Source organism: Paenibacillus sp. LX16 (genome assembly GCF_036252815.1).
GTDB lineage: Bacteria > Bacillota > Bacilli > Paenibacillales > Paenibacillaceae > Paenibacillus > Paenibacillus polymyxa_B.
In genome coordinates this window covers 3,991,427-4,005,319 of sequence record NZ_CP141152.1, presented here as the reverse complement: position 1 = coordinate 4,005,319, position 13,893 = coordinate 3,991,427, and the positions used below count along the sequence as shown (strand labels likewise).

11 protein-coding genes are annotated in these 13,893 nt (G+C 47.4%); 10 read left to right on the top strand and 1 reads right to left on the bottom strand.

The window, feature by feature from the left end; translation table 11 throughout:
* Positions 1 to 31: 31 nt before the first annotated feature.
* The 5 genes from T3H97_RS17805 to T3H97_RS17785 all read left to right on the top strand — a co-directional run bounded on the left by T3H97_RS17805 (position 32) and on the right by T3H97_RS17785 (position 5,036).
* Positions 32 to 1,168: an N-acetyldiaminopimelate deacetylase gene (locus T3H97_RS17805; RefSeq protein WP_068942451.1), complete on the top strand. Its 1,137-nt coding sequence runs from the start codon at positions 32 to 34 to the stop codon at positions 1,166 to 1,168.
* A gap of 75 nt (positions 1,169 to 1,243) precedes the next feature.
* On the top strand, positions 1,244 to 2,353 hold the full coding sequence (locus T3H97_RS17800) for an ABC transporter ATP-binding protein (RefSeq protein WP_328800431.1): 1,110 nt from the start codon (positions 1,244 to 1,246) through the stop codon (positions 2,351 to 2,353).
* The gene (locus tag T3H97_RS17795; RefSeq protein ID WP_272638572.1) at positions 2,343 to 3,155 is read left to right on the top strand and encodes an ABC transporter permease; all 813 of its coding nucleotides are present in this window, start codon (positions 2,343 to 2,345) and stop codon (positions 3,153 to 3,155) included. The genes T3H97_RS17800 and T3H97_RS17795 overlap by 11 nt, the downstream gene beginning before the upstream one ends.
* A complete protein-coding gene (locus T3H97_RS17790) occupies positions 3,145 to 3,966 on the top strand; it encodes an ABC transporter permease (protein ID WP_328800430.1) in 822 nt (273 codons plus the stop codon). Before T3H97_RS17795 ends, T3H97_RS17790 begins: the two co-directional genes overlap by 11 nt.
* The gene (locus tag T3H97_RS17785; RefSeq protein ID WP_328800429.1) at positions 3,963 to 5,036 is read left to right on the top strand and encodes an ABC transporter substrate-binding protein; all 1,074 of its coding nucleotides are present in this window, start codon (positions 3,963 to 3,965) and stop codon (positions 5,034 to 5,036) included. The genes T3H97_RS17790 and T3H97_RS17785 overlap by 4 nt, the downstream gene beginning before the upstream one ends.
* A 512-nt stretch (positions 5,037 to 5,548) precedes the next feature.
* Here the strand turns inward: T3H97_RS17785 and T3H97_RS17780 are convergent.
* A complete protein-coding gene (locus T3H97_RS17780; RefSeq protein ID WP_328800427.1) occupies positions 5,549 to 6,712 on the bottom strand; it encodes an aminotransferase A in 1,164 nt (387 codons plus the stop codon).
* A 183-nt stretch (positions 6,713 to 6,895) separates the two neighbouring features.
* Here T3H97_RS17780 and T3H97_RS17775 point away from each other — a divergent pair, with 183 nt between their 5' ends.
* The 5 genes from T3H97_RS17775 to T3H97_RS17755 all read left to right on the top strand — a co-directional run bounded on the left by T3H97_RS17775 (position 6,896) and on the right by T3H97_RS17755 (position 13,802).
* The gene (locus tag T3H97_RS17775; RefSeq protein ID WP_328800426.1) at positions 6,896 to 10,273 is read left to right on the top strand and encodes a DUF8508 domain-containing protein; all 3,378 of its coding nucleotides are present in this window, start codon (positions 6,896 to 6,898) and stop codon (positions 10,271 to 10,273) included.
* Positions 10,274 to 10,388: 115 nt separating this feature from the next.
* Complete coding sequence (locus T3H97_RS17770) at positions 10,389 to 10,790, top strand: VOC family protein (RefSeq protein ID WP_328800425.1); 402 nt, start codon at positions 10,389 to 10,391, stop codon at positions 10,788 to 10,790.
* 109 nt (positions 10,791 to 10,899) lie between these two features.
* Entirely contained in the window at positions 10,900 to 11,430 is a 531-nt protein-coding gene (locus T3H97_RS17765) for a GNAT family N-acetyltransferase (protein ID WP_328800424.1), read from the top strand.
* A gap of 200 nt (positions 11,431 to 11,630) precedes the next feature.
* The gene (gene aspA / locus T3H97_RS17760) at positions 11,631 to 13,040 is read left to right on the top strand and encodes an aspartate ammonia-lyase (RefSeq protein ID WP_013311251.1); all 1,410 of its coding nucleotides are present in this window, start codon (positions 11,631 to 11,633) and stop codon (positions 13,038 to 13,040) included.
* 174 nt (positions 13,041 to 13,214) lie between these two features.
* Positions 13,215 to 13,802: a restriction endonuclease gene (locus T3H97_RS17755; protein WP_328800423.1), complete on the top strand. Its 588-nt coding sequence runs from the start codon at positions 13,215 to 13,217 to the stop codon at positions 13,800 to 13,802.
* The last annotated feature ends 91 nt before the right edge of the window (positions 13,803 to 13,893 follow it).

Here is a 13,893-nt window from a genome sequence, read left to right as displayed (position 1 = left end):
TGATGAGCTATAAAGAGGAGGCGTAGTAGCAATGAGTACGGTCGACTATCGTTCTTTTGTCCAAATACGAAGGGATTTACACCAAATTCCCGAACCGGGTTTTGAGGAATACAAAACACAACAATATTTGCTGGATTATTTGGAAACGCTCCCTCAGGAGCGGCTGGAAATTCGTACATGGCGTACGGGCGTGTTAGTGTTCATTCATGGAACGGCTCCTGAACGCCGCTATGGATATCGTTGTGATATGGACGGTTTGCCGATTGAAGAAGAGACAGGGTACGATTTCCGTTCGACCCATCCCGGCTATATGCATGCTTGTGGACACGATTTACATATGACGATTGGATTGGGAATTGTTACTCACTTTGCAAGCCATCCGATTAAGGATGATCTGGTTGTGCTGTTTCAACCGGCTGAGGAAGGACCTGGTGGAGCCTTGCCTATGCGGGACAGCACGGAGCTGGCCGACTGGATACCCGATGAAATTGTCGCGCTGCATGTTGCACCTGAATATCCTGTCGGTACAATTGCGACTCGCCCGGGTATCCTATTTGCCAATACGTCGGAGCTGTTCATCGACTTGAAGGGTATGGGCGGGCATGCTGCGTATCCACACAAGGCGAATGATATGGTAGTGGCTGCTTGCCAACTGGTGGGACAATTACAGACGGTTGTAGCCCGTAATGTGAATCCACTCGATGCAGCAGTCATTACCGTGGGCAAGGTTAGCGGAGGCACGAAGCAGAATATTATCGCGGAAACCGCCCGTTTGGAGGGTACGATCCGAACGTTGTCAGCCGACACAATGATGCTGGTTAAATCACGGATTGAAGCGCTGGTACGCGGTGTGGAAGCTGGATTTGAATGCCATGCCGAGATTCATTATGGCTCAAACTATTTGCAAGTGTACAATGAAGCTCAGGTGACCGAGGAATTTATGAACTGGGTCCGTAATCGGCAGGATGTGCAGCTTATTGAATGCGGAGAAGCGATGACCGGAGAAGACTTCGGGTATTTTCTGGAGCGAATTCCCGGTCTGATGTTCTGGCTTGGTGTTGATACGCCTTATGGTTTGCATCATGCGAAGCTGGAGCCTGCGGAGGAAGCGATTGGTGTAGCCATTCGTGTGCTGACAGACTATTTTACATGGAAGTCACAAGGGTAAATGATACGGCCTGAATAAATAAGTTTAATGAAGAGAATGAAATGGAATGAAGTCGAATTTTTGAAGGAGGGTGTTATGGGAGAGCAAACCATCATCCGATTTGAACGGGTGACCAAGCAATATGACAACGATCCCCCAGTGCTGGCGGACGTCAGCTTTGAGATTGAGCGTGGTAAATTTTATACACTGCTGGGGCCTTCCGGCTGTGGTAAAACGACGATTCTGCGTATGATTGCAGGTTTTGCGGAGCCGACAGAAGGCTCTATTTATTTAAATGGAAAACTCATTAATCGTGTTCCAGCCAATGAGCGGCAGGTCAATACGGTTTTTCAGGATTATGCGCTATTTCCGCATCTGAATGTGTTTGAAAATGTAGCCTTTGGTCTGCGGATCAAAAAGATGAACAAAAAGGATATTCAGGATAAGGTGACACAGGCATTGTCCTTTGTCAATCTGGAAGGCTACGGCGAGCGGGAAATTTCCGAGATGTCCGGGGGACAGCGTCAGCGTGTAGCCATCGCACGGGCTATCGTCAATGAGCCTGATGTTCTGTTGTTGGATGAACCGTTGTCTGCACTGGATTTAAAACTGCGTACAGAAATGCAGTACATTTTGCGCGAAATGCAGCAGCGCCTTGGAATTACCTTTATTTTCGTTACGCATGATCAGGAGGAAGCGCTGGCCATGTCGGACGAAATTTTTGTCATGAACAAAGGTAAGATTGAGCAAAGTGGTACCCCTAATGATATTTATGATGAGCCGATTAATCGGTTTGTTGCTGATTTCATCGGCGAATCCAATATTGTCCCTGGACGGATGATTGCGGATTACCAAGTGGAATTTAACGGTCGACAGTTTGAATGTGTCGACGGCGGACTACGTCCGAACGAGCCCATTGAAATTGTGATCCGGCCAGAGGACTTGGAGATTACGAGTGTGGCTGAAGGCAAGCTACGTGTAAAAGTGGATACCCAATTGTTCCGAGGTGTTCACTATGAAATAAGCTGCTATGATGATTCGGGTCAGGAGTGGCTCGTACATTCTACCAAAAAGGCGGAGCTGGGCAGTGAAATCGGTCTGCGATTTGACCCGGAAGCGATCCATGTGATGCGGTTTGGGGAAACAGAAGAAGAATTTGATCGGCGTCTGGAAGCCTATGAAGAGGTGGATCAGCATGTCCGGTAATACAAGAGCAGCGTATCTGCTGCCTTACTATTTATGGATTGTGCTGTTCGTGGCAGCTCCGGTTGTGCTTGTGTTTTACTATTCACTATTTGATGTGGATGGTCATCTCACATTCAACAACTATGCTCAGTTTCTGACACCTGTTTATTTGAGCATGACGGTTAGCTCGTTCTGGTATGCATTTCTGATCACTGTATTTTCACTGTTAGTTGCTTACCCGGCAGCATATTTGCTCACACGCACCAAGCATAAGCAGCTGTGGCTGTTGCTCATTATTTTGCCGACCTGGATTAACTTGCTACTTAAAACGTATGCTTTTATCGGGATATTTGGCACCTATGGCCCGGTGAATGCGGTGTTAGGTATGGTTGGGTTGGGAGGTCAGCAATTATTGTTTACCAGCTCCAGCTTTGTGTTTGTGTCGGTTTATATTTTTGTGCCTTTTATGATTTTGCCCATCTATAACGCGTTGGAAGGTTTAAACCCTTCATTGCTGGACGCAGCCCGTGATTTGGGAGCCTCCAAGTGGACCGCGTTTCGCAGGGTTATTTTCCCGTTAACGCTTGCGGGTGTGCGATCCGGTTGCATGGCTGTGTTTATTCCAGCGTTGTCGCTGTTTATGATTACCCGCCTGATTGCAGGTAACCGTGTGATTACACTGGGGACGGCGATAGAGCAGCATTTTCTGGTTACTCAGGATTGGGGTATGGGCTCTACAGTTGCCGTGTTCCTGATTTTGGCGATGGGGATCATTATGCTGCTCACCTCGGGAACGAAACGGAGGGTGCGGCATGGTAAATAAAAACCGGTTCGGTAATATTTATTTGGTGATTGTTTTTCTCGTGTTGTACGCACCTATTTTGTATTTGATGTACTATTCCTTCAACAGTGGTGGGACGATGCATGAGTTTGAAGGTTTTACACTCCAATATTACAAAGAGGTGTTTGCAGACACTCGTTTGATCATTATTGTCATTAACACCTTGGTGATTGCTTTGCTGTCGTCTGCGTTGGCTACGATTATTGGCATCATGGGGGCACTGGCTATTCATCAGATGCAGAACCGTCGAGTCAAAAACACGATGCTGTCGCTCAATAATGTATTGATCGTGAACCCGGACGTCATTATTGGCGCTTCCTTCCTCATTTTGTTCACGATGGTCGGGATTAAGCTGGGTTTCTACTCCGTTTTATTATCCCATATTGCATTTAGTGTGCCGATTGCGGTCATTATGATTTTGCCGCGGTTGCAGGAAATGAGTCCATCTCTGGTCGATGCCGCGCGTGATTTGGGTGCCAGCCGAATGGATGTGCTGACCAAGGTGATTCTACCCTTTATCAAGCCAGGGATTTATGCGGGCTTCTTTATGGCGTTAACATACTCGCTAGATGATTTTGCGGTGACCTTTTTTGTGACAGGTAGTGGCTATTCGACCTTATCGGTGGAAATATACTCACGTGCCCGTCAAGGGGTTTCCTTGTCCATCAATGCGTTATCCACGCTCATTTTCCTGTTTACTGTGCTGCTGGTGGTGGGTTACTACTTTATTATGCGCAAGGCGAATCGTAATGGTAAAAAAGAGCCTGCGACAGAAATGGGGGTGCCTAGATGAAGTCACTTGTGCGCGTGTTTCTGTCCATTTTCATCATCTCGTTTGGTCTGATGGGGGTGGCCGCATGGTTGAATTCCAGTCAAGGCTACTCTGGTGGTAACACACTGACGGTGTATAACTGGGGAGACTACATTGATCCTGAGCTGCTGGAACGGTTTCAAAAGGAGACGGGGATTACCGTCATTTATCAGACCTTTGACTCCAATGAGGCGATGCTGACGAAAATCGAGCAGGGAGGAACTTCGTTTGACGTTGCGGTTCCCTCGGAATATGCTTTGGCTAAAATGAAGCAGGAGCACTTGTTGCTCCCGTTGGACCACAGCAAGCTGCCGAATTTGGAGCATGTGGATTCTCATTTTCTAAACCTTTCGTTTGACCCGAATAATGAATACTCGGTACCGTATTTTTGGGGTACCGTCGGGATTGTGTTTAACCCGGAGCTGACGAAAGGCATTGATTTTCATAGCTGGAACGGTCTGTGGAATCCAAAGCTACGTAATAATCTACTGTTGGTTGATGGTGCGAGGGAAGTTGTAGGGATGTCACTGAACAGCCTTCACTATTCCTTGAACGATACGAATGAGGCACATTTGCAGCAGGCTTTGACGAAGTTGGAGAAATTAGCGCCCAATGTCAAAGCGGTTGTCGGTGACGAGATTAAAATGCTGCTGGCAAACGAGGAAGCTGCTGCGGGGGTTGTATGGTCCGGTGATGCGTCTGAAATCATGGATGAGAACGAGAAGCTCGATTACATCGTGCCAGATGAAGGGTCCAACCTGTGGTTTGACAATATAGTTATTCCAAAAACCGCTACCCATGTGGATGCGGCTCATAAGTTCATCAATTTCATGATGCAGCCCGATGTAGCCGCCCAAAATGCCGAGTTTGTAGGTTACTCCACACCAAACAAGGATGGAAAGAAATTGTTGCCTGAAGATATCTCTGGTGACGAGCGTTTTTATCCTCCATCTGAAATTACTGACAAGCTGGAAGTATACAACAATCTGGGCAAGCGCATGCTCGCTCATTACAATGAATTGTTCCTGCAATTCAAAATGCATTTAAAGTAGGGAGTGGCGTGCATGTGAATCAGGTTTGCGCTTTAAAGGTCGCTGCGGTGGCGGATGGTGCTTACCATCGCTGTTAAATTCCGATTTTTATGATTTGAAGTATAAAGGTTAAAATCGGAATTTAAAGGCGACCGCTTTGCTTGTCCAGCACCATTCCGCCCCCTCCGCTGCACCATGCTTAAAGCTACGCACCCATGAATCCCTACGCCGATAGCCGTGGGAGTAGTGGAAGAATAGGCCTCTGAGCCACCCGTAGGGGTGCCTCAGAGGCCTATTCTGTTTACTCACCGCGCGAGGCGGGTGAGTATGTTTTTACCCTAGTCTCCCACATATGTTAGCGGAATGAGGGACTTTAAGGCGGGCAGTGAGCGAAGCGGGCCATTTGAATCTGGAGAAGCGGTAGCGTTCGCCTTTGCTGAGGGATTCTTACCTATGAATGTTTTATCCAATCCAAGAATCCCCCAGCAACAGCGATCGGAAGATCAAATGGACTGCGTAGCGCCTCCCCCACCTTAACTCCTCACAATTCCCCTAACAAACCTCTCTATTTTATCCAACCCTTGCTCCAGCACATCTTGCCCGTAAGCATAGGACAAGCGAATGTATCCTTCGCCATAGGAAGAAAAGGCATCTCCAGGTACGACAGCCACTCCGTGCTCTTCCAGCAGCTTCAAGGTAAAATCCATAGAGCTTAATCCAAAATGCGCGATGGAAGGGAAAAGGTAAAAGGCTCCCTCGGGTTTCTCCAGCGGGATACCCATGTCTATCAGCCTACCATGTACATAATCACGACGCTTGCGGTATTCCTCACGCATCGGGAGTGCATCATCGACACCAACAGTCATGGCTTCCAGGGCAGCATATTGGCTAATCGAGCTGGCACAGGTTACGTTGTATTGATGGACTTTGACCATGTGCTGTGTAATTTCAGCGGGTGCAAGTGTAAAACCAATGCGCCATCCCGTCATGGAATGTGATTTGGACAGACCGTTGATGACGATGGTACGCTCCCTCATACCTGGTAGAGTTGCAATAGACACATGGGGTGTATCGTAAATCAGTTCACTGTATATTTCATCCGAAATGATAAACAGATCGCGTTCCTTCAGTAAATCCGCGACCGCTTCCAGTTCTTCACGGCTCATCACTCGTCCGGTTGGATTCGAAGGATATCCGAGAATGACTGCTTTTGTCCGTTCGGTCAGATAAGGCTCCAGCACCTCGGCCGTGAGCTTGAAGCCGCTACTGCGGGTATCGGCAAACACAGGAATACCGCCTGACAAACGGATCAATGGCTCGTACCCTGGGTAGATCGGGACAGGCAGAATGACTTCATCGCCGGGTGACAAAATCGTGCGTAAGGTAATATCCAGCGCTTCACTGGCTCCGTTCGTTACGATAACCTCATCCTGTCCACGGTAATTCAGGCCGTATTTACGGGCTACAAACGCCGCTGCGGCTTCTCGTAATTCCGGCAGTCCCGGATTAGGTGTATAGGAGGTGCGTCCTTCGTTAATCGCCCGATGGGCAGCTTCCATAATATGCGCAGGGGTAGGGAAATCCGGCTGTCCAATCGTTAATGACAGGGTTCCGGGTAATGCGGCAACTTTGTTGGCGATTTTGCGGATGCCGCTGATTTGAATGTTTTTAACCTGATCGTTAAGCAAATGCTCCATAGCGTATGTGCCACCTTTTTCTGTATTAGAACAAGTTTACAATAATTTGATCTGAATATGCTACGACAAGAAGAATTCATTTTACATAATTAAGGTACTAAATTGACTAATTTATGGTATCTTAAAAGATGAATATATTTGTAAGCGTAATCAAAGTAAAAATGGGGGGGGGAGTATCTTTTGATGAAACAAGAATACATAGTAAAAATATTACCCACGAAATTAAAAAGGTTCGGGATCACATGGCTCAGTGTCTTATTGGTGCTTTCAGCTGGAGGGCCGGTAGGGTTGTCCGGTGGAAAAGCTTCGGCAGAGCCTGCATCTTTTGCAGGAAAAGAGGTACAACCTTCACCCGTAACTGTAGGGGCAAGTGTATATGCAGATGTCTATTTTCCTAAAAAGCTTCGCATCCACGATATACAGGGGATAGCACACCGTTCTCCATATGAAGGACAAAAAGTAGCGGATATTGAAGGCGTTGTCACAATGGTGAAGGGGAGCAGCTTCTATATCCAAGAGTTGGATGATCAAGTGGATCAGGATGAAAAAACATCCGAGGCCATTTTAGTGTACAAGCCTAGTCACGGTGCACAGGTAGGGGACGAGGTAAGGGTTAGCGGTTCAGTGAAGGAATACACGGAAAGAACATATGCAAGTAAGCCAATCGACTTGACGACTACAGAAATTGTGGCTTCTTCGGTTAGGATAATTGCCAATGACCGTCCATTGCCATCTCCAATTTTGCTAGGTGAACAGGGACGTGTGATGCCGACATCTGTTGTGGATAATGACGGAATGACGGTGTTTGATCCACAGGAGGATGGCTTGGACTTTTTCGAAAGCCTGGAAGGCATGCGTGTAGAGTTGAAGGATGCCACTGTGATTGGTCCTTATGGCTATGAAATTCCAGTCCGAATTGATAACGGTCCAAACACAGGTGAGGTCGTAACGGAGGCGGGCGGACTCATGCTGACAGAAAGAAGTCTGAACCCGCAACGGATTCTGATTGATGCGAAGCCTTCGGCTCCTTTGAAAACAGGCGATCGTTTTGCGGGTCCTATCACAGGTGTGGTGAGCTATAGCTTTAGCAATTATAAGCTGTTGCCAGAACGTCTGCCTGGTATTGTATCAGGTGACCTCCAGCCAACCAACACGCGTTTGATACGCGATGATCGTAAGCTGACAGTAGCTTCTTTTAATGTGGAAAACTTCGATCCCGGTGATGGAAAACGGATAGATCAGCTGGGGGAGGCTATCGCCGTAAATTTGAATCATCCGGATATCATAGGATTGCTGGAAGTACAGGATAATAACGGTGAGAAAGATGACGGCACCACAGACGCTTCCGAAAGCTTCCGTGTGCTCATAGAGGCGATTCGTGCTCATGGAGGCCCGGAATACGCTTTTACAGATATTGCCCCTGAAAATAATAAGGATGGCGGTGCCCCCGGTGGCAACATCCGTGTTGGCTTCTTGTACAATCCGCAACGTGTTACGCTGACCGACAAGCCCAAGGGGGATTCAGTTACGTCTGTCACTTATGGAGTGCAGGGACTCTCTCTCAACCCGGGTCGGATTGATCCCCTGAATGCGTCATTTGAAGACTCGCGCAAGCCGTTGGCCGCTGAATTTGAGTTTGAAGGCCAGCAGATGATTGTGGTCGCTAACCATTTTAATTCCAAAGGGGGCGATCAAGCGCCATTTGGAGGAATTCAGCCACCTGTGCGAAGCAGCGAAATACAGCGTGCGAAGATTGCAACGATTGTGAATGGCTTTGTAAAGTCGGTACTGCAAGTAAACCCTAATGCCAATATGGTGGTGCTCGGTGACCTGAATGATTTTCAATTTTCTGAAACGCTGGCTTTGCTACGGGGGCAGGAATTGACCAATCTGATTGACAATTTGGATGAAAAGGAACGGTACTCCTATGTTTATGAAGGTAACTCGCAAACATTAGATCATATGCTGGTCAGCCCATCACTGAGCAAGACATCCGTGCTGGATATCGTTCATATGAATGCGGACTTTAGTGCGGCAGACGGGCGGGTAAGCGATCATGATCCGTTGGTTGCGCAAATAGATTTGCCGGGCAAAACGGAAGAACCACCAACTGATGGTGGGAGTGGCCGAAATGACGATGATGATGAGGATCAGCAGGATAACGAGGGAAACGGTAACACTGGAAATGGCAGTAGCGGTAAAGTGAATGGAACGGTAAATGGACAGGGTCAGACTGCCAGTAGTGAACCCAATGGAAGCAGCCTGTCTGGTGCAAATGTGGTGCAAGTCAAGTCTGTAATGACCGGAGTGGAGCAAAACGGACTGAAAAAGGCAGTTGCTCAAGTAACGGCTACTGAAATACAAAAGGCCATTCAAAATGGCGCGAAGGGTACGCTTGTGATCCGTGCAGGGGAGCAAGTAAAAACGAGGACGTACGAGGTTCATTTAAGCGGGGAAGCTTTGGGAGCCGTCTTGAACGACCGTATTCGTACCCTTCGAGTGGAAACGCCACAAGGTGGATATGAAGTAGCAACAAGTCGTTTGTCTCTTCAGAAACTGGCTGATACCTGGCAGGTGCCTGTAAAACAAATTTCCTTGAGTTTTTCCATCACTTCGAACGAAGAGCTGGCTAAACGCTTGGATGTTCCGACAGGGCGCAAACTGTTACAGGCTTTGGATATCGCCGCTGAGCTGAAAAACGAGGATGGACGGAAACAGCTTTTGGCAGGTAACGGAGACTCTGGTAGTGGGTATGAACGTTATCTGTTACGTGCTCCTGCAACGGTCGATGCAGACCAGCTTGCTGTAGTGAAGGTATCGACCAACCAAGCCGGACAGCTATCATATACCCCCGTTCCTTTTCACGCTGCGAGCGAGGAAATAATCGTGTATGGACGTTCGGGAGGGACTTATGCTGTGCTTGATGGCGGGGCTCCTGGTGAAGTCAGATCGTTCATGGATATATCCGGCCATTGGGCGCAGCAGGATATTACACGGCTGGCGACTCGCCTACTTGTGACGGGGACCGATCCAACAGCATTTACAGCGAATGCGACTAGTGAAAGGGATTTAGCGAAGGTGCGTTTTGAGCCAGAAGGGCAGGTGCGACGCTCTGAACTGGCAGCGATGCTGGTTCGTGTGCTTGGACTGGAGCATACAGATCGCACGCTGACGAGCTTTGACGACGTTCAAATCGAATCGTGGTATGCGGATTCCGTACGTACCGCAGCAGCAGCCGGGCTGATCAATGGCTATGCTGACGGAAGCTTCCGACCTGATACACCGGTATCGAGGGAGGAACTGGCTGTGACCATAGAGAGAGCCTTGCGCTTCGCTGGGAACACAGAAGAACATACAGGAGAAGTGAATGAAAGTATATCCGTATCATTATCGGATGCGCAGGAGATCTCTACATGGGCAGCTCCGGCTGTGAAGACTTTGTCTGGACTAGGTATTATGAAGGAAGACGAGAAAGGCCGTTTTGGCCCGGCTACATCCGTGACGAGGGCAGAAGCAGCGGCTGTATTATCACGCACACTGGATAAGCTACATTGGGAATAGGAGACTTCACTATACAAATGTCAGATTGATTGACTTTATACGATAGTTAAGTTATCTTTTGTGGAGAGGTAGTATGATAAAGTAGAATGAATTACAAATGAAGAGGTGAAATGTCGTGGGAGTAACAGCTAAACAAATTTTTGTGAATTTACCAGTTAAAAACCTGCAACAGTCCATTGATTTTTTCACTACCATCGGATTTGAATTCAGCGCTCAGTTCACTGATGAACATGCAACCTGTATGGTTGTTAGTGAGCATATTTTCGTCATGTTATTGGTTGAAGAACGTTTTAGAGCGTTCACGACAAAAGAAATTTCAGATGCTACAAAAAGTACAGAAGCGATTGTTGCCTTATCGGTAGAGAGCCGAGAAAAGGTGGACGAGATCGTCCACAAGGCTTTGGAAGCAGGCGGCAAGCCCTCGAACGAACCTCAAGATCATGGTTTTATGTATGGATGGAGCTTTCAGGATTTGGATGGTCATCTGTGGGAGTTCTTTTATATGGCAGAGCAGTAATAGAAGTAAGGGTGGTTAAGTGAACGAAGTACCATGGAAAGTAAGCTATCCTCAAAAGATAGTTTACTTTCTCTATTGTATGTTATCGAACTCACCGGGAGGAATCACAATGTCTAACGAAGTGAGAGTTTACCCTGTTCAAGCTCTGAACGAAGCCCTGACAGATTCACTGAGTCGACTGTTAATCGACGTGGTTGCAGACGGTGCATCTATAGGTTTCTTACCCCCATTAGGTTATCAGGAAGCAGCAGCATATTGGAACAATGTACTTGAGGATGGCGTAGTTCTCTGGATTGCCGAGAAGGACGAAGTGCCTGTAGGGACGGTCCAGCTTTATTTGGCTCAAAAAGCTAACGCTATTCATCGTGCGGAAATTGCAAAGCTTATGGTACATCCGTCCGGGCGCAGGCTTGGGATCGCACGACAGTTAATGAAGGCAGCGGAAGAAGAGGCACTAAGTCAGGATAGAACGTTACTGGTGCTCGATACGCGGGTGGGTGACCCTTCCAATGGACTATACGAGTCGATCGGGTTCGTAGAAGCTGGTGTTATTCCGGGTTATGCTCAATCATCCGATGGTCAGCTTCACGCCACTCGATATTATTATAAGCCATTAAATCCGTATTCCAGTCATAGCTGAGCATTTGCCGAATAACCGTGGTATATACGGGTAATCATAACTTGTCATAGGATTACATAACCTTTTTCCGCGTTTATTCGAGTGGTAAAGCACGGGAATAGAAACGTATAATGAAGAGGGGATCAGAAGAGGTCTTTTTATGTCAATTTGGCTGTACTGAATTGATGAACGTAGCAAACACAGCGGAGGAATCAGAGAATATGAGGTTGGAGCATGATTTTTTAGGTACTAAGGAAGTACCATCAGATGCCTATTACGGTGTACAAACGCTGAGAGCAAAAGAAAATTTTCCAATTACAGGCCAAAGATTGCACCCTGAGTTGATCAAAGCCATGGCGATCGTGAAAAAGGGAGCAGCGACGGTAAATATGGAACTAACCCGTTTACACCGCCCCAAAGCAGAGGCCATTATTCAGGCTGCTGATGAGATTATACAAGGACAGTTGCATGATCATTTCATCGTCGATCCGATTCAGGGCGGCGCAGGCACGTCCATTAATATGAATACAAATGAAGTGATTGCAAACCGCGCGTTGGAGCTGATTGGCAAGCAACGCGGAGATTATCAGGAGATCAGTCCTAATAATCATGTTAATATGGCGCAATCGACGAACGATGCTTTTCCTACAGCCGTACACTTGGCTGTATTAAGTATGATTGATAAGCTGTTAGCCACCATGAGTGAGCTTCAGGAAGCATTTTCCCGCAAGGCAAATGAGTTTGATAGTGTGATTAAAATGGGGCGGACTCACTTGCAGGATGCAGTGCCCATCCGATTAGGGCAGGAGTTTCAGGCTTATGCGCGTGTGCTGGGTCGTGATATCGGACGCGTCCGTGCGACCAAGCAGCACCTGCTAACGATTAATATGGGTGCAACTGCGGTGGGTACTGGCCTGAACGCAGACCGTCGTTATATTCAGCGTGTCGCAGAGGTACTGGCAGAAGTCAGTGGCTTCCCTGTGGAAGCTGACGAAAATCTTGTAGATGCTACACAAAATACGGATGCTTATACTGAAGTGTCTGCTGCCTTGAAAATTTGTATGATGAATATGTCTAAGGTGGCAAATGACATCCGGTTAATGGCTTCCGGACCTCGTGCAGGTCTGGGAGAACTGAGTCTGCCTGCTCGTCAGCCAGGGTCATCCATTATGCCAGGCAAGGTAAATCCGGTGATGTGTGAGGTTATTAACCAAATTGCTTTCCAGGTCATTGGTAATGATCATACCATCTGCTTGGCTTCTGAGGCTGGTCAGCTCGAGCTGAATGTGATGGAGCCTGTACTGGTCTACAATCTGCTGCAATCGCTGGAAATTATGAAGCAGGGCTTCCACGTCTTCCGCATTCATTGTGTAGAAGGAATTGAAGCGAATGTGGAGCGGTGTCGTGAATATGTGGAGAACAGTGTAGGCATTATTACAGCGCTTAATCCGCACCTTGGATATGAGGTAGTATCACGCATTGCCCGCGAAGCAATTACGACTGGGAAATCGGTGCGCGAGCTGTGCTTACTGTACAATGTACTGACCGAGGAGGAGTTGGACATTATATTGGACCCGTACCAAATGACTCAGCCTGGTATTGCTGGAGAATCTTTGCTGAATCGCGAGTAATGGTGCAGAGTATGGAGTTTAAACAGCTTTGAGGCAAGACGAAGATAGCCCCGTCGAATCTGGCGGGGCTATTGTTATGTGGTAACACAGATGTAATACGGGAGCCAGCGTGCATAGGGGAGTTCCCTGTTAAGGATGATACGGCTACGCTTATGGTAGAAAAGGGAGAGTTGGATGTTGCTAGAGAAATTATTGGCATACAAGGAATTAGGAATAGGACTCATTGTACTTTTAGTGTTGTTTGCGCTCATCATCAGAGGACTGATACGTGGTCGCAGAAATCGGATTTTACGTGATCTGGACCCACGCAAAATTGGAATTCAGGATATAGATCGTATGGAGGATGGTTCGGAATTTGAGCTTTATTTGCAGCGGTTATTATCCGCGCTTGGCTATAAGGATATCTATAAAACAACCAGTAGCCGGGATTTTGGAGCGGATCTGGTTTTTACAGACCGTGAAGGCGTCAGAGTTGTCATACAGGCCAAACGTTATGGCGTACAACATCCGGTGGGCTTGGGAGCAGTGCAGGAAATATATACCTCTATGCGTTATTATGCAGCTGACAAGTCCCTCGTCATCACCTCCGGCCGTTATACGGAATCCTGTAAAACACTTGCTGCTGTCAATGGGGTTAAATTATTAGATCGCAACGACTTGATCGACATGATTGATTTATTCAAGGCTAGGCACCGTGAGGAGGTTATGGACTTATTAGAAAGTAAAGTAGATGTGATTGCTTCCAAATGGAGTGAAAGATAATCATCAAAGGGACTGAATTACTGGCGACGGGATTGAAGCCTAGTAATCAGTCCCTTTTATTTTTTAACATGATGATTGCTCTTATATTGAT